Source organism: Ignatzschineria sp. PL_is040 (assembly GCF_055813795.1).
Map to the genome: position 1 here is coordinate 48,536 of NZ_JBVPGU010000009.1, position 24,724 is coordinate 73,259.

The following is a 24,724-nucleotide window of genomic DNA, read 5'->3' on the forward strand; positions in this document are numbered from 1 at the left end:
GCGCTCACTTATAATAGAATAATAGAGCGTTAATAAAATATACCCTGAGATTACTTCTCTTTTTTATAGACCGTCAATCCCGCAAAGGTCTGCATTGTAGGCATTACCTCGATGCGGTTAATATTAACATGTTTAGGTTGTGTCGTAAGCCAGTAGATGATCTCGGCAATCTCTCTGCCGGTAACGGCTTCTACATCTGCATAGACCGATTCTGCGCGTTTATCATCGCCTTTAAAGCGAATATTGGAAAATTCAGTATCACTACAGAGGCCGGGCTCAACATTGGAGACACGAATATTTTTCCCGATAAGATCAGCTCTTAAATTTTGTGAAAAGCTCGTAACAAATGCTTTAGTAGGGCCATAGATATTGGAACCGTAGTAGGGATAATTCCCCGCAGTGGAACTGATATTGATAATGTAGCCATCATCTCGAGCGACCATCTGTGGCAAGATCAGATGGGTGATATAAGTTAACCCCCGAATATTTACATCGATCATCGTTTGCCAATCTTCAAAATCGACATCAAACGCAGGATTGAGATTGAGAGCAAGGCCGGCATTATTGATTAAAATATCGATCTGATCAAAAGGTTCAGGAAGATTCTCAATCCCCTCTTTAACAGATTCAAGATTTGCCATATCAGCTGTTAAGGGATAGAAATTTTCGCCGAGTTGTGCTTTTAGCTCCATCAACTTCTCATGTCTGCGAGCAAGGCCCACCACGGTATATCCTTGTTCGATGAAGATTTTAGTTGCTTCTAATCCAAAGCCTGATGATGCGCCGGTTATTAAAATATTCATTCTGTCGCTCCTCTCTCGTTATCTTATTGATTTTATTCTTGATTTTATTTTTTATACATTTATAAGATGTAATCCACTATATAAACCACTATATAAACCAGTATGTAGACCTCTGTAACTGCAAGATATCGCAATTGTGGTAATAGAACTTAGTGATGGGAGTAATTATCGCGGAAATGATCATATTCACTCATACTCATCTACACTGACAATCTCCATCTCTCCATCTCTCCATCTCCATCGCAATCGCTTTTACTTAAAATAGCATCTTTAATGGTAAGAGGGGTAATCAATCTCTTGAGTGATTCGGTCGGGTCTCTTTTCTATTTTGTAGTGATATAAATATTGTGAGATAAGAATGTCGTGTTAAAGCACGCTTATAAGGTTACATTTATAAGATGAGTAAAGAGGTAATCGATCATAATGGTAAAACAGAAGGCCATTATAAGAAGGAGGGAGTTAAGAAATTGACGCCTTCCCCAGCGGGATTCCTCTGTTTGGATCGGTCTTAAAATATCGATTAACCAATAGAGCGTAATTGCAATAATGAGAATTTGCATAGCGAGGAAATGAAAGCTTTCAAGTGCAAGCAATAGTGTCGCAACTGCCATAGCGCCAACATAGAGCGCCATCTCTTTTTGTGTTCTCTTTAAGGAGAGGAAAAGAGGTGCCATGGGTATCTTTGCCGATTGATAATCTTTTTTTCGGTAGAGAGCGATTGCATAAGAGTGTGCCACTTGCCATGTGGTGAAGATAATAAAGAGAAAGAGAATATTGTTATCGATCTGATTGCTAACAGCAACATAGCCCACAAGTGGGGGGACAGCGCCGGAGATACTACCCACTAAAATGCTAAGAGTGGAGTTGCGCTTAAAGATAAGAGAGTAGAGGAGGATATAATCGATAAAGCCGATTAGGGCAAAGAACCCCGCTAAGCGATTGACCTCTACAAAGAGAAGATAGAAACCGATAATTGCGGCGATTATTGAGAGAATAAGTGCAGTTTTTAGAGAGATATCGCCATTGACCAGAGGTCTATTTTGGGTGCGCGTCATAATACGATCAATATCTCGATCGATAATATTATTGGCGATTGTCGCACTTGCAATAATAGCACTAATACCGATTATTGTTGCGATAAAACGGGAGACATTGAAATTTTCCGCAAGATTGAGTGCTAATAGGTAGCCCGCAATCACAGGAACGAGATTGCCGAGAATAATCCCATGTTTAATCAATTTTAAAAATGGACGAAAATTACGATAGATCACGTGGTTCCCTAACTCAATTGATAGATGAGAGAAGTGAATAAAGAGCATCATAGGGGTGAGGCATGAAGATCGAAATATTTCTATCATCCTCACCCCATTAATGCTCTGCTTAGGAGATCTCCTAGATTGCTCTCTTAATAGATATAAAAAGAGAGATTACATAGGAAGTTCCGGCATCATATTCATATGGAGATAGTACATCACCCAGCCAGAACCACCGACAACTATCAGAAGAATAATGCCGGTAAAGAGTAGAGAGGCCACATTCCAGCCATCGTTATCTCCTTTTTTAATATGGAGGAAGCAGACGACTTGCACAATCACTTGAGTAATTGCACTGAGCGCTAAAATCCCCGCTAATACACCAATAGAGAGCATCTCTCTTAAGTAGATGACGGTACCAAAGGAGAGAAGTGTGAGGATAATAGAGAATCCATAACCGACTAAATAGGCAGTTAATTCTCCTTTTCCCTCTTGCGTGGTTTGTGTCATCTCCTCTTGCGGTGTTGTTAATGTAGTGTTGAGATCGGTCATAGTGAAACCCCCATCAAGTAGACAACAGTAAAGATACAGATCCAGATAATATCGAGGAAGTGCCAAAAGAGGCTAAAGAGCTTCATTCGTGTACGAGTCTCTAGGGTTGAACCTTTAAAGGCTAACTGCAACATCATCACCAACATCCAGACCATCCCGATGGAGAGATGCGCTCCATGAAGCCCTACAAGAGAGAAGAATCCAGAGAGGAATCCGCTACTTTGAGGTGTTGCGCCGATATCGATAAAGCCCAAAAACTCTCTAATCTCTAATGTTAGGAAGATCCCTCCGAGAATAAAGGTGATGATAAGAAGGAGAATTGTTGCACCAATCTTACCGCGTTTTAGGGTTAACATTGCTAAGCCACAGGTGAGGCTACTAGTCAGTAGCGCCACTGTTTCTGCAAAAGCATTTCCGAGATCGAAAAGAGAATGGGGCGTATGACCATGCGTTGTATTTTGTAGTAGAACAACGAAGACCGCAAAGAAGGTTCCAAAGATAATAGAGTCTGCCATCAGGTAGATCCAAAATCCAAAGACCTTATTATTTGCGCTCTCCTCTTCTTGACGTAATTTGATATCAGAACGACTTAAGGTATTTGTTGCCATTAGTGTTCTCCTTGTGCAAGTTGATACTGTTTAACACGTTCTAAGAACGCCTCATCGGCGGCTTTTATTTTCTCTGCTGGAATAAGGATCTCTTCATGCTCTCTAAAGCTCTCAATAATCCACCAGATAATTGCCGCACTGAAGAAGAGGATTGCCATCCACCAGATACTCCAAACAAGAGAGAATGAGAGTAGTCCCGCTAAAACACCTCCCGAGACAAATCCAAGCGCGGTATGTTTAGGAATGTAGATATCTTGATATTGGCGATCGGGATCATACGCTTTACCCTCCTGCTTCAACTTCCAGAACATATCGATATCATCCACTTTCGGAATGACCGCATAGTTATAGACAGGCGGTGGTGAAGGGATTGACCACTCTAATGAACGACCATTCCAGAGATCTCCCGTGGGATCTTTTAACTTTTCACGCTGCTTAATACTGACAAAGAGTTGTACCAAAATCGCAATAATCCCTAAGAAGATCAAGACAGCACCAAAGAGGGCGACAACGAGATAGGTTCCATATCGAGGATCGATGTTTTGGCTAATGCGACGTGGCATACCATCAAATCCGGCGAGATAGAGTGGGATAAAGGCAAAGAGGAAACCTATAAACCAGAGCCAGAAAGTTGCATATCCCCATCCTTTATGGAGTCTAAAGCCAAATGCTTTGGGGAACCAGAAATTGTAGCCGGCAAGAACACCAAAGACAACGCCACCAATGATGGTGTTATGGAAGTGGGCGACAACAAATTCAGTATTATGGACTGCATAGTTGACACCAGGAATCGCGAGCATTACGCCTGTCATCCCTCCTAATACAAAGAGAATAAGGAAGCCTACAGCGTAGAGCATCGGTACATCCATCTTCACTTGACCTCGATAGATGGTAAAGAGCCAGTTAAAGACCTTCACTCCCGTTGGTACTGCAATCAACATGGTGGTAACACCGAAGAAGGCATTGACATTAACACCCGCCCCCATAGTAAAGAAGTGGTGTAACCAGACAGTAAGTGACATAAAGAGGATGGCAATAATTGCCCAAACTAATGCTTTATAACCAAAGAGATATTTTCGGCTAAAGGTTGAAACAACTTCAGAGAAGATACCAAATGCCGGCAGAATCAAGATATAGACTTCAGGATGACCCCAAGCCCAGATCAGATTCACATACATCATCTGACTTCCACCTCCTAAAGAGTTGGTAAAGATCTCAAAGCCGAGATAACGATCTAAACCTAGTAGTAACATTGTTGCGGTTAAGATAGGGAAGACCGCAAGGATCAAGATGGAAGTACAGAGTGTTGACCAGGTAAATAGTGGCATTTGAAAGAGTCTCATGCCGGGAGCTCTCACCTTTAAAATTGTTACAAACATATTGAGAGCGGCTAATGTTGTTCCTAATCCTGAGACCTGAATACTCCAGATATAGTAATCGACTCCAACGCCAGGACTATAGAGCTTCTCTGAAAGTGGTGCGTAAGCAACCCAGCCTGTCTTAGCGAACTCACCAATTCCAAGGGAGAGATTGATTAAGATAGCTCCCGCTACTGTTAACCAAACACTCACCGCATTGAGGACTGGAAAGGCGACATCACGACGACCTAATTGAAGTGGAACGACCACATTCATCAGTCCAATTAGGAAAGGGGTCGCCATAAAGAAGATCATAATGACACCGTGAGCAGAGAAAATCTGATCATAATGTTCTGGGGGAAGATATCCTACCTGATCCCCGGTTGACGCTAGCGCCATCTGTGAGCGCATCATAATGGCATCGGCAAAACCGCGAAGTAGCATAATGATGGCGACGATAATATAGATAATACCGATTCGTTTATGATCGGTGGTTGTTAGCCAGTTAGTCCAGAGCCACTTCCATCTTCGAGTGAAGGTGATAGTTGCCAGAACCGCTAAGACAATAAGAATAATAAATCCAAAAGCCGCGAGGGGAATCGGGTGGCTCCATGGAATACTATCGATGGTTAATCTTCCAAACATAGACGAATCCTCTACTGTTGATGGGATATATAGGTTAATGCCGGCGATATTGGGCGGCTTAATAGCGCTTCAATATTAGGCTTTAACCGGTTAACTTCATGGATATGCTCACGCATATGCTCTTCAACCTCTTCTAAATCTAAAAATTGAGAGATGACACGCAGATAGAGCCCTTTCTCAATGGGATGGAAATATTGCTCCGGAGCATTGATCGGCTCTTCCCGGACAAACTCTTGATATTTGGCCCAATCGAGAGGGTTATTATTGTGAGACTGTTGCTCTTTAACCCACTTGGCAAAATCATCATCAGAAAGAGCGGTGACTCTAAATTTCATATCAGAATAGCCGGCACCACTATAACCATAGGATGCACCTTGATAGGTTCCTTCTTCATTGACAATCAGATAGAGGACATTCTCCATTCCACTCATTACATCGAGCTGTGTCCCAATTTGTGGAATAAAGAAAGCATTCATCACTGTCTGGGAGGTGAGTCTAAACTTAAGAGGGCGATCAACAGGAAGATAGAGGGTATTAATGGTTGCAATTCCCTCTTCAGGATAGATAAAGAGCCATTGCCAATCCATTGAGACCACTTCAATAACGAGATCCTCTTTCTCAGATTCAATTCGTTTTTTCGGATTGAGATCGATGGTACTTTGTACGGTAATAAAGGTTAAAAGGGCGATAATGGCGATGGGAACTCCCCACATGAATCGTTCCAAGATCTTCGATTCTTGCCATTCGGGTTTATAGGTTGCTTTTTTGTTCGATTCTCTAAACCACCAAGGGAAGATAACCGCCATGATGATGCAGGGAATGATAACGATGAGCATAAGGGCAGCGCTAATAATTAGAAGCCACTTCTCATACTCGGCAATCTCACCTTTCGGATTGAAGAGGGCAAGATCGCTACATCCCGTTACTATCAGGAGGGCTGTGGCGATGGCTCCTATTTTTAGCGCTTTTAAGGCAGCTTTATTCATATCGAAATACCTATCAGCTATAAGTTTATAAAGGTAGGGCAATTATTTTTCTTCTCTATTGATACTATTTAGATGTTTATTCAGATGCATTGCATCGGCATTGCATTGGTATTGAATAGACATTGAATAGAATCAATTGTTACCCTACAGAATTACAGATAAAGAGTTTTAAAAGAGCGACAATCCCCTATCGCTCTCCTATTAATGTAAGCCGACAAAACATGAGACAAAACTATAAAAAGTGAATTTCTGTTCTATATCAGGTTTTAATTTCTCTTACGATCTTCCTACTTATTAACAACAAGACGCTATCCTTAGATCAGCTCTTTGGCGCTGACAGGTCGCTTTTCGGTTAGAGGATGCCATTGACTATTTAGTAATGGAATCTATCAATTATAGAGCAATTTATCCTTGTGCTGATTGGAAATCACTCTATAAAAAATGATAATATCAACTAATAATATTTAAATTATCAATTTCTATTGTTAATTTATATTACAAATTTACATTGCAAATTTATATTATCGTTTTAAGTAAAGTGTTAATCGGTTTCTCAACTCGCTTTCTACTCTACTCTCTCTAAATCTCACTTTTTCTGCTAATCAATTGATTAATAATGAGTAACGTATTGATGATGAATATCAATCATCCTGCGACTCCTTACCGATTGAATGAGCAAAATTGTGTTAGCTCTTGTCAGTTTTAGCTATCAGTTGCAATAAGTATGTAGATTTTCCTTTAAAAATATAAAAAATTCAAAATAGAGATCAATAATCTTAAGATTAAATCTCTATTTTGCATATTGTACTAAAGGTCTGAATCTTTAAAAGCTTTTCTTATCATACCAATTATTATTAATATTATCGGTTAATTTAATTTTCTAGCTTTTCTGTGATCATTTCTCGTTCTTCAGCTGCATTTAGCCATGCTTCTTCCACTGCAGCGCTCTCTGCCTCAAGTGCATTTTTATCTTGATCAAACGCTAAGATCTCTTCAGGAGATAAGGTCTCATAGCTCGCGGGGTCTCCTAATACCTGCTCAATCTCCTCGATTTTTATTGTCAATTTTTCTAATTTTTTCTCAGCTTGTTCGATCTCTTTTGTGAGGCGTCTTAATTCTGTTTGCAATTTTTTACGCTCTTCTCGGTCGAGATGATGTTGCGGTTTTTTCTCCGCTATCGGCGCACTCTTTTCTGCACGAGATGCGGCGCGATTCTGTTCTATAAGATATTGACGATAATCTTCTAGATCCCCTTTAAACTCTTTTAAGGATTGATGGGCAACGAGAAGAAACTGATCGCAACAGAGTTCTAAGAGCGAAGCATCATGGGAGACCATTAATACAGCACCGCTGAAAGATTGTAGGGCAATTGCTATCGCTTCTCGCATATCGATATCGAGATGGTTGGTCGGCTCATCAAGAAGCAGAAGATTAGGCTTTTGATAGACAATCAACGCAAGGGCTAAGCGTGCTTTCTCACCTCCTGAAAAGGGGGCAATCGCTTCTAGTACTTTATCGCCATGAAAACCGAATGAGCCGAGGAAATTACGGGCATCTTGGGTTGTTATCTGAGGATCTAATTGTGTTAAGTGCCAGATAGGGGATTCGCTGAGGGTTAAATATTCCACTTGATGTTGAGAGAAGTAACCTACTTTAAGATGTTCTGACGCAATAATCGTTCCTGAGGTTGGGATATTTTCTCCGGCGATCAGCTTAATAAGGGTTGATTTTCCTTCACCATTTCGCCCTAAAATCCCGACGCGAGTTTCAGGGGTGATTGTAAAATTGATCTCTTTAAGAATAAAGTGGTTTTGATCATAGCTAAAGCTGACATGATCAAGACGAATAAGGGGGTCGGGGACTCTTTCGGGTTTTTGGAATTGGAAAGAGAACTCGTTCTCCGCAACAACAGGGGCGATATCCTCGAGTTTTTCTAATGCTTTGACACGGCTTTGAGCTTGTTTTGCTTTCGTCGCTTTTGCACTAAAGCGATCGATAAACTTTTGAAGATGCGCGCGCGTCTTCTCATTTTTTTCAAATTGGGCTTGTTGGTGCGCTAATTTTTCTGCTTTTAAACGCAGGAATGCAGTGTAGTTGCCGCTATAAACGGTCGCTTTCTGCTGGTAGAAATGAATAATTTGAGTACAGATATTATCGAGGAAATCTCGGTCATGAGAAATAACAATTAAGATGCCGGGATACTGTTTGAGCCAGTTTTCAACCCAAACAACGGTCTCAAAGTCGAGATGGTTTGTTGGCTCATCAAGTAGCAGAATATCGGAGCGACACATCAATGCTTTGCCGATATTGAGGCGCATACGCCAACCTCCAGAAAAATCTTTAACCGGTTTGTGGTAATCATCTACCTTAAAACCTAAACCATCGAGGAGTTGATAGGCACGACTCTCAGCACGATAGCCATCAATCTCTTCAATGCGCGCATAGATATGGGCAATTTGATTGGCATCATTTTGTGCAAGTGCGATCGTCTCTGCTTCGCGAAGTTCTACTAACTCCGCATCGCCACTTAAAATATATTCAAATGCGGAGAGCTCCGTGTTATGGATCTCTTGCGCGACCTCGGCAATCACCGCAGACTTAGGAATATGAATCTCTCCTTTATCAGGTTCATGACGACCGAGTATGGTATTGAAGAGGGTTGTTTTCCCTGTTCCATTTTTACCTACTAATCCGACTCGCATGCGTGGTGTGATGGAGAAGCTGAAGTTGTCGATAAGTATATTCGCATTCATGCGAATGGTGAGGCCTTGAAATTCAATCATAGTTATCAGGAGATCTCTGTTGAGCTTAAATTAGGTGAAAGTTGGGGTGGAAGTGAGGTTGAAATTTGTGGTTTAAGTGTGGGTTGAGATAGCGGATAAAACAGAAGCTGAAATCGAAATGATCATGGTTGTAATCGTCATGCCTATAATGGTTATGCCTGAGATAACTATCTCGGCTCAAAAGGGTAGGGAATCACGCTGTTTGATTCTATCTCTATCATTCAATAATGATTTTCTAGAGGCTAGAACTCTCTGCGTGATTGATCGCCTGCCACATTAGAAATGCCTCTTTAGTTGCTTTAACATCATGAACTCTTAAGATTTTAGCACCTTGTTCAATACTCCAGAGCGCTACGGCAAGATTGCCGGCAAGTCGCTCTTTAGGTGCTTCTACATGAGTGATAGCACCAATAAAGCGTTTGCGAGAAACGCCGATGAGATAGGGGTATTGGCTTTTATGCGTCAATCTTCGGAGCTCTTTAAGTAGGGTGAGCTGTTCCGGGACAGATTTATCAAAGCCAAAGCCGGGATCTAAAATAATTCGTGAGGAATCTATTCCCTCGCTCACACATTTTTGGGCGATTTTCTCTAGATGTTGAAAAACGGAATGAGTCACGCCGCCAGTGAGGCGATAATTCCCTGTAATATGCATCTTTTGGTGATCGCCTAACATATGCATCAGAATGACTGCTGCTTTAGATTCTAAAAGAGAGTCGAGTGCTTTAGGATCGCTTAATGCGGTGACGTCATTGATAATATCGACTCCAAGATCGAGCATCTGCTTCATCGTCTCTGCTCGAAAGGTATCAATTGAGAGGGGGATATCAAGTTTTTGTCGAAGTAGAGAGACGACAGGTCGAAGGCGTCTGATCTCCTCCTGGCTACTAATCGGGGTTGCTTTGGGATTTGTAGATTCCGCACCGATATCGAGAATATCTGCCCCTTCCTCTAACATCTCATAAGCGCGATCTAAGGCTCGTTCAGGATCATAATAATCACCACCATCGGAGAAGGAGTTAGGCGTTAAGTTGAGAATCCCCATAATTTTTGGGGAGGAGAGATCAAGTGTTCGATCGTTAAAGGTTATATTCATATGTTCTCTACTTTCATTATAACAATTAGTCATATCCATAAGTCATACCCATAAGTCATGCTCATTAGTTGTATCAACTCATTTGAGTCAATCCATTTGAGTCAATCCATTTGAGTCAATCCATTTGAGGCAATCGGTTGGAGTTAATCCGTTTGAGAGAAAAAAGATGGCAAAAGCCATCTTTCTTTTTTATAGATTTTTGCAACTCTTTGCTTCTCTCTCAAATAGTGATTTCTCTTTTAGAAATAAGCCGTTTTGAGAAGATTAGAGGTGGCGACGAGGATCGTAATTATTATTGATATGGGGATCTTGTTCGCCTAGATCTTCACTTTCATGAGAAGCGTTGATGCCCTCTTCTTGCGTTGTTGAAGCTTTCTCCTGCTGATCCCCTTTGTTTACGTTCTCTTTCGCATTAGAGAACTCTCCATCAGCAATCTCTTCATCCCCCTTTTTATGGGAGATTTTATCAACAGAAGAGATTAAAAGATCGCCATCAACCCGTTTAACATCTTTCGGGCGTTCATCAAAAGCGAGCGCCATCGCTTCTTTAAAGAACTCTAATGCACTCTTATCATCATTCTGAATCAACTTAATCTCACCAATTAAGCGATAAGCTTTTACAAATTGGGGATCGAGTTGAATAGTTTTTTGAAGGTGAGTCATCGCTTCATCATATTGCTGGTTTCGAAAAAGCATATGTGCAAGAGTATATTGTGTAATGGCACTATCTGGTGCATCTGCATTAAACTTTTTAGCATGATGAAGGAGTTTTTGCTGATCGCCACGATAGAGATGACCATAAGCTAAGATCAGCATCTCATTGTGTGAGCGATTGATCTCTTTTCGAAGAATTTCTTCAGCACGCTTTGTATCCCCCACATCAAGTAAGCGATTAGCATAGGCGATGAGTAGCGCAGGCTCATGTTGGAGATGTTTAGGAAGGCGTCCCCAGACGAGGCGTAATTGATCAGAATCTTTACTAATTTGACTTGCATACTCAAAGAGTGCTTTGTAAACATTCTCTGTATATTGATCGATCTCTTCACTAGGCGTTAAGCGAGGTAGTGCTTTTTGCAGATTGGGAAGAAGTCTAAATAGCGCCTCATTTTTACCCTGCTTCTGCAATGCAACGGCAAGAAGTAGTGTTGCGTAGTGATTTTTTTCTCGTTCTAAGAGGGTATTTAGAAGAAGTTCAGCCTTCTCATTCTCATCAGCCTCTAAGAGAAGTTCTGCACGCTGTACCTCTGCTAACTCACGATCATGCTTTGAATCTGAGAGATCGATCTCACGAAGATAGCGATCTCTTTTCTCCATATTGCCGGAAAGTTGAGCTGCTCGCGCTGCGCCCACATAGCAGAGATTTTTACTCTTACTTCCTTTTGCCGCTAGTAAGAAGAGATCTTCTGCCACTTTGGGGCGATTTTCAAGAAGTGCGAGTTCTGCTTCCGCAAATTGTTTATCTGCAATTCTCGCGCGACGATTGAGTCGAAAATGACGCATAATCTTCGGCGTTCTAATAATTGTGATGATCAGTCGAATCACAACATAGATGATGAGAATAGAGACTGCAGCAAGTATCAAGCCTCCGACAATTGTGGTATGAATTGTTTTAGGACCAATGATGGGGAAGGAGCCTGTAATGAGAACCTGTCCTGTATCATCTTTGACAACAAAGAAGAGGAGAATGGCTAAAATCGGAATAAGAATGATCCAACCGATTGTTTTAAGAAATCTACCCATTATTGCGCTCCTTTATATGCTCGAAGAGTGGCTTCAAAGTCTGTGAGTGTGCGCTCAATATTAGGAGGAGTCACTTCAAGTTTTGCATCAAGAAGCCATTGTAACTGCTGAATAGCCTCTCTAACATCGGCATTATCTTCATCAAAGTAGGTTTTTACCCAAGATTGTACGCTCTCTACAGAGTGTTTGAAGAGGGTGACTTGGTCTTGAAGTAGTGCGATTTTTGCCGCAGTTAATTCAAGTTGAATATTTTGTAGTAGGAAGAAGCGATCTTCTTTCGCCATTAGTTCCGGTACTTCAGTTCGCTTATCTTCGATCACGACAAGGTGCTTGAGGGAACTTGTTAATTTATCAGTCCAACTCTCTCCTTCAGGTGCGCCTTGGTTAAAGATCTCATTTTTAAGGTTGACCAGTGCGCTATCGCTCTTAAGGGGGGCTTTCTGTAGGAGGATTGTCACTTTCTCTAAGCGACGAGTAATATCCACTAGATCTAAAGGTTCTAATGTCTTTAAGGTATCGATATTGGCTTCGAGAAGCTTTTTGGTCTCATTGAAATTGATACTGTTGATCTGAGAGAGCTTATCGAGTGCTGAACTTAAGATCTGTGATGCTGTCTTGTAATCTTTGTCGTATTGCACTTTTTGAATCGCTACCTTGAGGAGATAATCAACCTCTGTAGTGCGAAGCATCTCTAAATCGGTAATATTTTTGATGGTAGAGATGAGCTCTTTTGCTTCATTGAGAACGACATTTTGTTGTAACTCTTGTGCTGCGAGCTTCTTATCAAAGCTATTAGCGATCGTAATCGCTTGATTACTGACTTTGGCAATATTGTTGATTTGATCGCCTTGAGCTAAGAGGTCTTTCTGTGTTGTTGCGAGTTTATCGATCTGTGCTTGTAATCCCTTAGCTGACTCTGCCATCGATTGGTTAAGTTGATCATGTTTTTGCGCAACTGCGGCAACTTGTCCAGAGAGTGATTGTGCATCACTTGCTGCTATTTTGTCAGTTGTCACTTTTAGAGTAGAGAGACTCTTATTGAGGTTATCAACCTCTCCTTTAAGTGTGGAGATTGTCGATGCATCTGTTGCAATAGCGCTCTCTAGTTGAGCGATCTTATCGGTTTTCTCTAACGAGCCTTTATAGTAGGAGAATCCACCAAGCCCTAATCCACCTAATGCTAAGATAAGAGCGATATAGGTCAATCCTTGGCTAGGGCGAGTTGGATGTTCAGTGCTCGATGTTGTGGCTGTCGTTGCTGAAGTTGCAACATTTTCGCTATGCGCCTCATTATTCATATTGTGATCTTCCGCTCTCTCTAATGACTTTTCATCAACTGTTTTTGTGGTTGAATCGTTCACACTATCCTGTTCTTTGCGTTTTTGATTCTCTTGACCCTTCTCTTCCTGCGCGGATAGAGACGTTTTTTCTAGATCGTGAGGCGACTCAATCTTTTGCTTGATCTCTTGATTGGTCTCTTGGGTATTTGTTGTTTTAGAGACCTCTTTCTCATTATCAGCTTCTTTATTAGAGCGCTCTTCATCAGATCTCTTTTTAGAAGATTCTTTTTCAACAGCTTGATTTTGATTCTCTCTGCGCCCATTGCCTCTCTTTTTATTACCTTTCTGATTTTGGCGCTTACTATTCGTGGTTTGCGCTTTATCATCGTTATCGCGCTGCTCCACAGTTGCTGTATCAAGCTCTTTATCTACAGTAGTAGCCTCATTAGTAGAAGATTGTGGGGAGATGGACTGTTCTGTTTTTTTAGAATCTTGGTTATTCAGCTCTTGCGTCATAGAGCGCTCCTTATCATTATCAGGTGAGATAGAAGGGGAATTGAGGGGGTGCGAAGTGAGAGGATTAAAATACTCCTCAATTGCTTGCCAGAGATCTTTTTCAAGTGCAGATCGGGCAACAATGACTCTCTCAAACCCTTCTGATTTTACTATGTTTTCTAATCGTTCGCTACCTACAAAGATCCCATCAATTTGGGCTCTGAGCTGGTGTCGCTCTAAAATAGGGAGTAAGTTATTGAAAGCCTCTTGGCTTGAGATAACAAGATAGAGTGATCTTGTAGATGTCGGTGTTGAAGCAGATGTTGTAGCCGAGGAGGCATCTTTAAAGCTTAGAAGAGGTGTGAGATTGAGCATCTCTTCAGTGGGGGCTTCCCGGCGATAGACATCACAATACTTGCCAAAGCCATCAAGATCATCAATTGCTTGATCGAGGAGTCGGCGCCCCCCTTCACCACTAATAATTAAGATTTTTTTGCCGGCAATATGATGTGCTTTTAATGTCTCAACGAGTGCTTCAGAGGTGTAGGGCTTAGGTGCTGTAATCGATTCTTTATTGGCAAGATAGGGCTCTAAAGCTCTCTCTGTGCCGGAACCTATAGAGATAAATCCCTTAATTTTATCGAAGGATAGCCCTAACTTCTTAGCAAAACGAACAGAGTTAGGACTTGTAAAGAGAAGGTAATCATACTCTGATACCTGATCTAACTCTTTTTGTGCTTTAGCTAGTTCTTGAGGTGGGGCGATAATAATGCCGGGAAGATCAAAAGCGGTGTATCCCGACGCTTGCAATTTTTGGATAAAGGAGTGTGACTGCCCCTTTGGGCGAGTCACAATAATTCCAATTTCGGCAATATTTCCAATATTATTAATATCTTCGATAGGATTATTCTCTTTCTGCTTCATAGATTTAGCCATAGATCTTTTCAAGTATCTCTTTTGCGCCACGAGAGAGAAGGTTATCTGCAAGGGCTTCTCCTAAGGCGACCGCTTCTTCAGGTTTTCCCCACAATTCATGATAGATAATTGTCCCATGGTCGAGATCTCCTACTAAGCCTCTAAGATAGAGCCCTTTTTCGCTCAACTGGGCAAAGCCGGCAATAGGTGCTTGGCAACCACCATTAAGTTTTGCATTGAAAGCTCTCTCTGCCGAAACACAGATAGCGGTCTCTTCATCGTTCAATTTGGCAATTACCTCTTGAACCGCATGACTGTTAGTAACACATTCGATTCCAATTGCGCCTTGACCGACGGCTGGTAGGGAGATTGTATCGGGAAGAAGTTGGGTGATCTTCTCTTCAAAGCCTAAGCGGATTAATCCTGCTGCTGCAAGGATAATGGCATCATACTCTCCATTTTCTAACTTTTGTAGGCGTGTATTTACATTGCCTCGAAGATCTTTGATCTGAAGATCAGGGCGGTGTGCTAATAGTTGAGCTCTACGGCGTAAAGAGCAAGATCCGACGACAGCACCCTCTGGTAGCTCATCTAAAGAGTTATATTGAATAGAGACAAGCGCATCTCTCGGATCTTCCCGTTTCAAAATAACCGGTACACTCATTCCTTCCGGAAGCTGGGATGCCATGGGAACATCTTTCATTGAGTGAACAGCAATATCTGCTCTTCCTTCTAACATCGCAACCTCTAGCTCTTTAATAAAGAGCCCTTTGCCCCCTATTTTACTAAGAGGTGAAGAGAGTAGTTGATCCCCTTTTGTTGTCATGCCGAGCAATTCAATCTCCATTTCCGGGAAATGCTTGAGGAGTTCACTTCGAACATGGTTCGCTTGCCAGAGCGCGAGAGGACTTTCACGTGTTGCAATTGTTAATTTCATCTTTTTATCCTAGTTAAAATCTCGATTTTAGTTGGTTGCTTAATAATATATCAATTTTATCGCTTGAGTTATGATCTCTTATAGAGATTGATACCGACACCGATGCTGTATCGATGGCATATCGATGTCGCAATAAGCGATAGGAATAGAGTTATTGCAATATCAGTTGCGACATAAATCCGATATGATCTTGATATAAATTAAGTCTCGATAACTCGATATGTTATCAATTTATATGAAACGCTTTCTCTTTTATTGATATTTATCTCTATTTTTAGAGAGGATGAATCTCTAAAATAGCGAGAATATATTGATGAGATATATTGACTATATTATCTATAATGTTCTTTTCAGCAAAATTAATGATGAAGGTAGATGCGATGCAAAATGTTATAACGATAGATGGCCCTAGTGGTGTAGGTAAAGGAACTCTCTCCTTACAGCTAGCAAAAAAATTGGGCTGGCACTTTTTAGACTCAGGAGCGATCTACCGTGCAGTGGCTCTTTTTGCTGAAAAGAGAGGGGTAGATCTTGAAGATGAGGTTTTAGTCGCTTCTCTTGCAGCCACGTTGCCCCTTCGTTTCGAAGTGGTGGGTTCTGCTCTCAATATCTATCTAGAAGAGGAAGATGTTACCCATAAGATTCGTGAAGAGAAGACGGGTAATAAGGCTTCAATCGTTGCCAAACATCCGCAAGTTCGGGAAAACTTACTTCAACGCCAACGTGATTTTGCACAAGCACCGGGACTTATTGCTGATGGGCGAGATATGGGGACGGTGGTCTTTCCAAGTGCAAAATTGAAACTCTTTTTAACAGCTACTGCAGAAGAGCGGGCAAAAAGACGGCATAAACAGTTGTTAGAGAGTGGAATTTGCGTTAATATAGAGCAGATTTTATCTGAGGTGGAAGCAAGAGATGAGCGAGATCGGACGCGATCGAGCGCCCCCCTTATTGCAGCAGATGATGCGATAGTGATCGACACATCTAAACTTGGGGTGGATGAAGTCTATGCATCGGCTTGGAAAGTGATTAAAGAGAGATTCTTTTAAACTACTAAAAGTGCTTAAGCGATGTTATAAACGATGTTTAAACGCTTATAGAATGGTTTAAAAATGGTTTAAAATTTCGATCTTAAAATGACTTTAAAAGCAGTTGATAACAGATTTTATACCTCTTAGGTGGATCATCTGAGGTTTGTCGTCGAAGGTTTAAGGGGAGACTGAGATAATCGGTCCCTCTTTTGCTTTATCAGCTCGATAAAAGAGGGTAATCAGAAGATTATTGATTAGATGTAGGTTTCACAAAGAGCGATAGCAATATCGATCAGTAGTCCCCAATTCATATCTATAGAAGATCTAAAAGATATTTCTCGGGTAGGGGATTTCAGAGCAACTGCTCGGAAATCGGTCGATTACAGAGCTAAAGCGCTAACGTTGTGATTTTTTATTACTTTAAACAAGTCGTAGATTGGAATAACGCTACAATTTACTTGTTGCCAAGAAATTGAGAATACTTAAGGTAGAGCACCTAGGGTATATGATGTTTCTAGGAAATAGGGTGAGTATAGTGAGAAAAATATTCCACATGTCTATGCATTTTTAATTATATGTCATTAAGTTTTGCAGAATTATTTGAGCAATCAATCGCCGAAGAACAAGCACGTGAAATTGGTGCAATCATTGAAGCAACGGTTGTAAAAATCGAAAACGGTTTTGTAATCGTTGATGCTGGCCTTAAGAGTGAAGGTCGCATCCCCGCTGAACAATTTCAAGATTTAAATGGTGAAATTGAAGTTCAAGTTGGTGATAAAGTGGACGTTGTCCTTGAGTCATTAGAAGATGGTTTCGGTGAAACTCGTCTTTCACGTGAAAAAGCGAAACGTGCAGAAGTATGGGCATTCCTTGAGAAGAAACTTGAAAATGATGAAATCATTAAAGGTGTTATCTCAGGTCGCGTTAAAGGTGGATTTACTGTTGATATCGGTACAGAGCGCGCGTTCTTACCAGGTTCATTAGTAGATGTTCGCCCTGTTCGTGATATCGCATATCTTGAAGGTAAAGAGCTTGAGTTAAAAGTTATCAAGCTTGACCAAAAGCGTAACAACATCGTTGTTTCACGCCGCGCGGTACTTGAAGAAGAGTATTCTGCAGAACGTGAAGAGCTTCTCAAAACACTTGAAGAAGGTGATGTTGTTAAAGGAATCGTTAAGAACCTTACTGATTACGGTGCGTTTATCGACCTTGGTGGTATCGATGGTCTTCTTCATATCACTGATATGGCGTGGAAACGTGTTCGTCACCCATCTGAGATCGTAGAGATCAATCAAGAGATCGAAGTTAAGCTTCTTAAATTTGATAAAGAGCGTAACCGTGTATCACTTGGTCTTAAACAACTTGGTGAAGATCCATGGAAAGATATCGCTATGCGCTTCCCTGCAGGTCTTCAAACAAAAGGTAAAGTTACTAACATTACCGATTACGGTTGCTTTGTTGAGATCGAGCCAGGTATCGAAGGTCTTGTTCACGTTTCAGAAATGGATTGGACTAACAAAAACGTTAACCCTTCTAAAGTTGTTACAGCAGGTGAAGAAGTGGGCGTTGTGGTTCTCGATATCGATGAAGAGCGTCGCCGTATCTCACTCGGTATGAAACAGTGCATGCCAAATCCATGGTCTGAGTTCGAGATGAAATACAACAAGAACGATAAGATCAAAGGTACAATCAAATCTATTACAGATTTCGGTATCTTCATCGGTCTTGAAGGTGGCATTGATGGTCTTGTTCACCTTTCTGATATTTCATGGAGCGTTCCTGGTGAAGAAGCGATCCGCGAATATAGCCGTGGTGATGAGATTGAAGCAATGGTATTAGCAGTAGATGCTGATCGTGAGCGTATCTCTTTAGGTATCAAACAACTTGACCAAGACCCATTCTCTTCATTCTTAGCAGAGCATGAGAAAGGTTCTTTAGTGAAAGGTGTTGTTACTGAAGTTGATGCTAAGTATGCAGTTGTTGATCTTGGTAACGGTGTTGAAGGTAACCTTCGCGCATCTGAAATTTCATCTGAGCGTGTAGAAGATGTTCGTAACGTCTATAACGTAGGTGATGAAGTTGAAGCACGTTTTGTAAGCGTTGATCGCCGTAACCGTTCAATCGTTCTCTCTGTGAAAGCAGTTGACGAAGTGAGCCCACAAGATATCGCTGAATATACGAATGATAGCGTTGGTGCGACAACTTTCGGTGATCTCTTAAAAGAGCAGTTAAAACAGCAATAAGAAGCAACAATAATTTTAGAGCCACTTTGATTAATGTAGATTAGCGTGATTCAGATTGATCTAGATTGATCAATTAAGGTTCATTAAGATTAATAGTTGTATGACCTTCGGTCAGCAAAAAACCGCAGACTTTATAGTTTGCGGTTTTTTTATAGAGGTATTTGATTCTAATAGAGAATTAAGAGATATTTTTTAGAGTGATTGTTGCTTAATAGAACGATAGATTGTATTATTTTATATATAAAAATATACATAAATTTACGGCGTTTGCGGGATTTATGCTGAAAACTAGGGAATTATAGAATCAAGGAGAAGTACGGTGACTAGATCAGAGCTAGTACAGAGATTAAGTGCAAAATACCCACACTGTTCAACAGCTGAAGTTGAAAAGAGTGTTAAGAAAATTTTAGAACATATTACAGAGACCTTAGGGAAGGGCGGGCGTATCGAGATTAGAGGATTTGGTAGTTTCTCTGTTCGTTATCGAGAGCCTAAGATAGGGCGCAACCCGAAGACCGGAGATGCAGTAAAACTAAGTGGCAAATATACCACCCACTTTAAACCGGGTAAATTGCTCCGTGAGCGGGTCAATGAAAGCCGTGAGCATTATGAGCTTCCGAAGTAGAGTGATGACCGCATATCAATATTAGACCGAAGTATCAGTATTTAAGTATCAGTATTTAGTGTCACAATTTAATGGCACACTTTGGTAATGACATACTTTAGTATCGAATTTCATGCTTGTCTTTATTTTAGAGAGAAGCAGTAGAGTAGTCGATAAGAGCATCTCAAGTGATGGTTTGAGATGCTTTTTTTATCTCTTCTGTTTAAGAGGTAGGAAAAATAGAGAGCAGGATGAATATTATGATGCAATGGTCATGGAAATTATTGGGAGTTCGCTATAATAGAGATTGACTCTACTAGGGGTTAGAGATTAGAGGTCGAGCTATTTTATAAAGGATATGAAGGAGCAGAAACGCGTTGAGTACTCAAAGAGAAGAGCAAGAGCTCTATTTTATTATTCCTGCAGCTGGTATTGGAAGCCGCATGGGATCTGAAGTGCCGAAGCAATACCTTGAGATTGCCGGAGAAACTATCTTGACGCACACCTTAAAACTATTTTTAGGGGTTAAGGAGATAAATGGTGGCGTTGTTGCTCTATCAGCTGAAGATAAAATGCCTCTAGCGATCGAGAGTGAATCTTTATGGCGGGTCGCAGGGGGTGCAACACGGACAGATTCTGTTGCGGCGGGGCTCTACTTCTTAAAAGAGAAATTAAGTGGTGAGGGAAAAGATCTTAACAAGATCTGGGTTGCGGTGCATGATGCAGCAAGGCCAGGATTGAAGCCTGAAGAGCTCTCTCTCTTTCTTCGAACGGTATTAGATGATGCGCCGCAAGGGGGTGCTATTATGGCATTGCCGGCACAAGATACTGTGAAGCGAGTCGATGGAGAAGGATTGATTGTCGAGACCCTTGATCGTGATTCGATCTGGTTAGCACAAACTCCCCAAATGGCGCCACTTTTGACACTGATTGAAGCTACCGAGCGTGCAGCAAGAGAAGGTGCAAAAGTGACAGATGAAGCGTCACTTTTAGAGTATAATGGCCTCTCACCAAAGGTCTATCGGGGTTATCCACACAACTTTAAAGTCACATATCCTGAAGATCTACAATTAATGAGCCTCTATTTTAGTGAGAGAAGAGAATGAGAATAGGATTTGGTTTTGATGTTCATACCTTTCAAGAGGGTGATCATCTTATGTTAGGCGGGGTAAAGATCCCTTTTCATAAGGCATTTAAAGCGCACTCAGATGGTGATGTTGTGCTACATGCTTTAACTGATGCTATTTTAGGAGCGGTAAAGGCGGGAGATATTGGAACACTTTTTCCCGATACTGATCCCCGTTATAAAGATGCCGATAGCCGTCTTCTTCTCAAAGAGGCTTACCAAATTGTTCTCAATAGAGGTTATAAGATTGGTAATATCGATATTACGATTATGGCGGAACAACCGAAGATGAAACCCTATAGAGCGACGATTGAATCTGTGATTGCTACAGATCTTAATATCTCCACAGATGATATCAATGTTAAAGCGACAACTATGGAGAAGCTAGGTTTTGTCGGTAGGGAAGAGGGAATAGCCGCACAGGTCGCCGTCTTGTTAAAGCGTCAGGAGTGAAGTGGGCGAAAGCTATCAGCAGTAGTAAGCAGTAATTTAAAACAGATGAGATGAGGCGCATCGATAAATAGTAATGGATGCTCTAATAGATCTTTTGATAGATCTTCTGATAAACCTTCTAAGAGAGATTAGAGGTATAGAAGTATAGGAAGTATTAGACATTGATGATTACTTACAGAGATGCCCATTATGAAACAAATATAGGAACAAGTAGAGTATGCAACGAAAGAGAGATATTTTTGTCACAAACGCACTGCCATTTGCCAATGGTGATATTCATTTAGGGCATCTATTAGGATATGCTCAGGCCGATATTTGGGTGCGTTTTCAGCGAATGCTCGGAAACAATGTTTATTATATCTGCGCTGATGATACCCATGGAACGCCCATTATGCTAAAGGCAGACTCTCTTGGCATTACTCCTGAAGAGTTAATTGCAAAAGCGCATGCGGCTCATCTGCAAGATTTTGATAATTTCCATATCGATTTTGATAATTATTACACGACACACTCAAAAGAGAATCAACAGTTAGTTGAAGAGATCTATCTTACGCTCAAAGCAAATGATCTAATAGAGACAAAAACGATTGAGCAGTTCTATGATGAAGAGCGTCAAATGTTTTTACCCGATCGTTTCATTAAGGGAGAGTGCCCTAAATGTCATGCTAAAGATCAATATGGGGATAACTGTGAAGCGTGTGGCGCTACTTATCGGCCGACAGAATTGATCAATCCCTTCTCCGTTGTGACAGGAAAGACTCCAGTCATGCGTCCTTCTGAACACTTCTTCTTTAAGTTATCAGATCCACGTTGTGTTGAGTTCTTACGTCAATTTTTAGAAGATAAAGAGCGCTTGCAACCTGAAGCAGCCAATAAGATGCGTGAATGGATTGGTGAGGAGGGAGATTGTAAGCTCTCAGATTGGGATATCTCTCGAGATGCTCCCTATTTTGGGTTCCCAATTCCAAATGCGGAAAATAAATATTTCTATGTTTGGTTAGATGCCCCGATCGGTTATTTTGCTTCATTTAAGAACTACTGTGATCGTGTTGGTAATATTGATTTTGAGAGCTTTATTAAGAGAGATAAGGCGGAAGCTGCTGGCACGGAGATGGTCCATTTTATCGGTAAAGATATTATGTATTTCCATACGCTCTTCTGGCCGGCAATGCTCAATTTCTCTGGACATCGTGTTCCTTCTCAATATGCGATTAATGGCTTTTTAACCGTAGATGGCGCGAAGATGAGTAAATCGCGTGGTACATTTATTACTGCTGACTCCTATATTGCTCAGAAGCTCGATCCAGAATGGTTGCGTTACTATTTTGCTGCAAAATCGAATGGGGCAATCGATGATTTTGACCTCAACCTCGATGATTTTGTGAATCGTGTTAATGCGGATCTTATCGGTAAATATGTCAATATTGCTTCAAGAACAAGTCGCTTTATCTCAAAAAACTTTGATAATCGATTAGGTGAGATTGCTGCAGAATCGGTGGCATTGATCGACTCCGTTATTGCGCGTGCTCCTGCGATTCAGGAAGGGTTTGAGAAACGCAATTTTGCTGCGGCACTTAGAGAGATCTCAGCAGCTTGTGATGATGTGAATGAACACTTTGATCAGATGAAACCTTGGGAGATTGCTAAAGATGAGAGCAGAGCAAAATTACTTCAAGATCTCTGTACCGGTTATTTAGAAGCCTTTAGAATTTTAACGCTCTATCTTAAGCCTGTGCTACCGGTGGTTGCAGAGCGTGTAGAGAAATTCCTCAATATTGCGCCTTTAACTTTTGCAGCGCTTCAAGAGAGATTACCTCAGGGGCATCTTATCAACGATTATGAGCATCTGATGACGCGTCTTAATCGTAAAGATCTCGATGCGATGATTGAAGCGAATCGTGAAGCTTTGAGTGTCGTGCGTAAAGATGCGCAACAAGCTGATAAGGCGGGCGATAAGGTGGTAAAGAGCGAGCAAAAAAAGGGCGGTAAGGGTCCTGAAAAAGATGTTGATAAAAGCGAAGAGGAGGCATATATCTCGATCGATGATTTTGCCAAGATCGATCTTCGTTTAGGGAAGGTACTTTCATGCGATTTTATTGAAGGGGCTGATAAGCTTTTAACGTTCCAGATCGATTTAGGTGAGGAGCGTCCCCGCACTATCTTCTCCGGCATCCGTAAGTTTTATCAAGATCCTGCTGCTTTAGTAGGAATGTATGTGGTGGTGGTTGCCAATCTAGCGCCGAGAAAGATGCGTTTTGGTGTGAGTGAAGGAATGATTCTGTCTGCCTCCACCAAAGAGGAGTTAACTCTCTTAACCTCTTTAAGTGAGCTCAAGCCTGGGGCGAAGATCTCGTAATCATCACAACGGGTTAATTATTGAGAAGTGAAAACAGAAAAGAGAGTCACCATTGAACATTATTGAAAATGCTTAATGGGCTCTCTTTTTTATTGAAGTATCTGAAGTTATTTGATCGAAGCTATTTTATTGCAATGATTTTGGTTGAAATAACTTTCATTAAAATGACGCAAGTATAGCTAATGTCAATTTTGGATTATCTCCGGCATATGCCACAGTGTGTTTAGAGTGTAATAAATGCACTCGCAATGCCGAAGTAGATAAAGACACCAACAATATCACAGATAGAGGTGATTAGCGGGCCACTTGCTGTTGCAAGGTCCATCTTCATCTTGCTAAAGATAAAGGGGAGTGAAAGTCCAATGATGCTACCAATCATGACAACAAAAAACATCGTTAATGCCACAATGAAGCAATCTCAACACCACCACGGTAGAATCCTACCAATGAGACGGCAAGCGCCATTGTAAAGCCAAGGAGTGCAGAGATGATAGTCTCTTTCCCAATCATTCTAAACCAATCTTTGATACGAACTTCTCCAAGCGCCATCGCTCGAATCATTAATGTTGCGGACTGTGCCCCGGCGTTACCTCCACTATCGACTAATAAGGGGAGGAAGAAGACCAGTGCGACATTGTTCTCAATAAGATCTTCATAAGTTGCGATCCCTGCACCAGAGAAGATATTCATAAAGACAAGAATAACTAGCCAAGCAACACGTTTACGGTAGAGAAGACCGATAGTTGCCGTCAGAAGATTTTGATTATCGAGCTGATCACTCTTGATCGAAGCCATACGATAGATATCTTCAGTACCCTCTTGTTCCATCACATCTAAAATTTGATCGATATGAATGACGCCTAATAGGTGACCTGACTCAGCAACAACGGGGATTGTCACAAGATCTGTATCTTGAAAGAGTTGCGCTACCTCTTCTTGATCCACCGCTGTCGTCACTTTTTTAAGTTTTGTCTTCATAACATTTGCGATCATCTCATCGCCTTTTGCGGAGAGAAGCTCTCTAATTGCAACGACACCAACAAGAACTTTATCTTGATTGAGAATATAGACATAGTGAATATCTTCTCTTTGATAGAGATTCTTGCGAAGATAGTCGATTGCCTCATCAACCGTATGATTGACATCGAGGGTGATAAAGTCATTGGACATTAGGGACCCGGCGGTCTCAATGCCAAATTTCATATTACGATCTTGAATGACCATTTTGCTTAACCCCATTATCTTTTATTTTCATAAAACGACAGTAAGAAATCTCTCTGTCATCGATATATTTTGTTAAGCGCGGCGCGGCTGTGCGCAGCGGCCGACACTGATATCCTTGGGAAAAGAGTCTGTAATCCTCCCCTTTTTAACTCCATTTAAAAGTAGAAGATTCTCTAAGGTTTATTGAATCTGGCATGGTGGCACAGATCCAATGGCTGAATGAGGTCTTTCGTTATTAT

The 24,724-nt window shown here is 41.2% G+C and carries 19 protein-coding genes; 6 read left to right on the forward strand and 13 right to left on the reverse strand.

Translation table 11 applies throughout. The annotated features are described in order from the left end of the window. Positions 1-50: 50 nt before the first annotated feature. The 11 genes from AC0SAP_RS09190 to hemC form a co-directional block, all read right to left on the reverse strand. Positions 51-803 carry an SDR family NAD(P)-dependent oxidoreductase gene (locus tag AC0SAP_RS09190; RefSeq protein ID WP_286482035.1) on the reverse strand — a complete coding sequence of 251 codons (753 nt, stop codon included), beginning with the start codon at positions 801-803 and terminating at the stop codon, positions 51-53. 377 nt (positions 804-1,180) lie between these two features. Further along, the gene (cyoE, locus tag AC0SAP_RS09195) at positions 1,181-2,161 is read right to left on the reverse strand and encodes a heme o synthase (protein WP_473383952.1); all 981 of its coding nucleotides are present in this window, start codon (positions 2,159-2,161) and stop codon (positions 1,181-1,183) included. A 69-nt stretch (positions 2,162-2,230) separates the two neighbouring features. Continuing rightward, complete coding sequence (gene cyoD / locus AC0SAP_RS09200) at positions 2,231-2,608, reverse strand: cytochrome o ubiquinol oxidase subunit IV (protein WP_286482038.1); 378 nt, start codon at positions 2,606-2,608, stop codon at positions 2,231-2,233. Further along, on the reverse strand, positions 2,605-3,216 hold the full coding sequence (cyoC, locus tag AC0SAP_RS09205; RefSeq protein WP_286482039.1) for a cytochrome o ubiquinol oxidase subunit III: 612 nt from the start codon (positions 3,214-3,216) through the stop codon (positions 2,605-2,607). The genes cyoD and cyoC overlap by 4 nt, the downstream gene beginning before the upstream one ends. Next, on the reverse strand, positions 3,216-5,219 hold the full coding sequence (locus AC0SAP_RS09210) for a cbb3-type cytochrome c oxidase subunit I (protein ID WP_473383953.1): 2,004 nt from the start codon (positions 5,217-5,219) through the stop codon (positions 3,216-3,218). Before AC0SAP_RS09210 ends, cyoC begins: the two co-directional genes overlap by 1 nt. 11 nt (positions 5,220-5,230) lie before the next feature. Next, positions 5,231-6,205 (reverse strand): ubiquinol oxidase subunit II, encoded by a 975-nt coding sequence (cyoA, locus tag AC0SAP_RS09215; protein WP_473383954.1) that lies wholly within the window; start codon positions 6,203-6,205, stop codon positions 5,231-5,233. Positions 6,206-7,077: 872 nt separating this feature from the next. Beyond that, entirely contained in the window at positions 7,078-8,988 is a 1,911-nt protein-coding gene (locus AC0SAP_RS09220) for an ABC-F family ATP-binding cassette domain-containing protein (protein WP_473383955.1), read from the reverse strand. 235 nt (positions 8,989-9,223) lie between these two features. Beyond that, positions 9,224-10,081, reverse strand: a complete 858-nt coding sequence (folP, locus tag AC0SAP_RS09225; protein ID WP_473383956.1) for a dihydropteroate synthase — start codon at positions 10,079-10,081, stop codon at positions 9,224-9,226. A 264-nt stretch (positions 10,082-10,345) separates the two neighbouring features. Next, positions 10,346-11,821 (reverse strand): heme biosynthesis HemY N-terminal domain-containing protein, encoded by a 1,476-nt coding sequence (locus AC0SAP_RS09230; RefSeq protein ID WP_473383957.1) that lies wholly within the window; start codon positions 11,819-11,821, stop codon positions 10,346-10,348. Then, on the reverse strand, positions 11,821-14,532 hold the full coding sequence (locus tag AC0SAP_RS09235; RefSeq protein WP_473383958.1) for a uroporphyrinogen-III C-methyltransferase: 2,712 nt from the start codon (positions 14,530-14,532) through the stop codon (positions 11,821-11,823). Before AC0SAP_RS09235 ends, AC0SAP_RS09230 begins: the two co-directional genes overlap by 1 nt. Next, on the reverse strand, positions 14,525-15,448 hold the full coding sequence (gene hemC / locus AC0SAP_RS09240; RefSeq protein ID WP_473383959.1) for a hydroxymethylbilane synthase: 924 nt from the start codon (positions 15,446-15,448) through the stop codon (positions 14,525-14,527). The genes AC0SAP_RS09235 and hemC overlap by 8 nt, the downstream gene beginning before the upstream one ends. Before the next feature lie 380 nt (positions 15,449-15,828). Between hemC and cmk the strand changes: the two genes are divergently transcribed. The 6 genes from cmk to metG all read left to right on the forward strand — a co-directional run bounded on the left by cmk (position 15,829) and on the right by metG (position 23,261). After that, complete coding sequence (gene cmk / locus AC0SAP_RS09245; RefSeq protein ID WP_473383960.1) at positions 15,829-16,497, forward strand: (d)CMP kinase; 669 nt, start codon at positions 15,829-15,831, stop codon at positions 16,495-16,497. A 557-nt stretch (positions 16,498-17,054) separates the two neighbouring features. Continuing rightward, positions 17,055-18,722: a 30S ribosomal protein S1 gene (gene rpsA / locus AC0SAP_RS09250; protein ID WP_094566622.1), complete on the forward strand. Its 1,668-nt coding sequence runs from the start codon at positions 17,055-17,057 to the stop codon at positions 18,720-18,722. Positions 18,723-19,041: 319 nt separating this feature from the next. Further along, entirely contained in the window at positions 19,042-19,347 is a 306-nt protein-coding gene (gene ihfB, locus AC0SAP_RS09255) for an integration host factor subunit beta (protein WP_094566623.1), read from the forward strand. A 356-nt stretch (positions 19,348-19,703) separates the two neighbouring features. Then, positions 19,704-20,432 carry a 2-C-methyl-D-erythritol 4-phosphate cytidylyltransferase gene (gene ispD / locus AC0SAP_RS09260; RefSeq protein ID WP_473383961.1) on the forward strand — a complete coding sequence of 243 codons (729 nt, stop codon included), beginning with the start codon at positions 19,704-19,706 and terminating at the stop codon, positions 20,430-20,432. Further along, on the forward strand, positions 20,429-20,905 hold the full coding sequence (gene ispF / locus AC0SAP_RS09265; protein WP_473383962.1) for a 2-C-methyl-D-erythritol 2,4-cyclodiphosphate synthase: 477 nt from the start codon (positions 20,429-20,431) through the stop codon (positions 20,903-20,905). The genes ispD and ispF overlap by 4 nt, the downstream gene beginning before the upstream one ends. Positions 20,906-21,122: 217 nt before the next feature. Beyond that, positions 21,123-23,261 carry a methionine--tRNA ligase gene (gene metG, locus AC0SAP_RS09270; RefSeq protein WP_473383963.1) on the forward strand — a complete coding sequence of 713 codons (2,139 nt, stop codon included), beginning with the start codon at positions 21,123-21,125 and terminating at the stop codon, positions 23,259-23,261. Positions 23,262-23,484: 223 nt separating this feature from the next. Here the strand turns inward: metG and AC0SAP_RS09275 are convergent, their stop codons facing one another. Further along, the gene (locus tag AC0SAP_RS09275) at positions 23,485-23,667 is read right to left on the reverse strand and encodes a magnesium transporter (RefSeq protein WP_473383964.1); all 183 of its coding nucleotides are present in this window, start codon (positions 23,665-23,667) and stop codon (positions 23,485-23,487) included. Further along, a complete protein-coding gene (mgtE, locus tag AC0SAP_RS09280; protein WP_473383965.1) occupies positions 23,658-24,485 on the reverse strand; it encodes a magnesium transporter in 828 nt (275 codons plus the stop codon). Before mgtE ends, AC0SAP_RS09275 begins: the two co-directional genes overlap by 10 nt. Between the last annotated feature and the right edge of the window lie 239 nt (positions 24,486-24,724).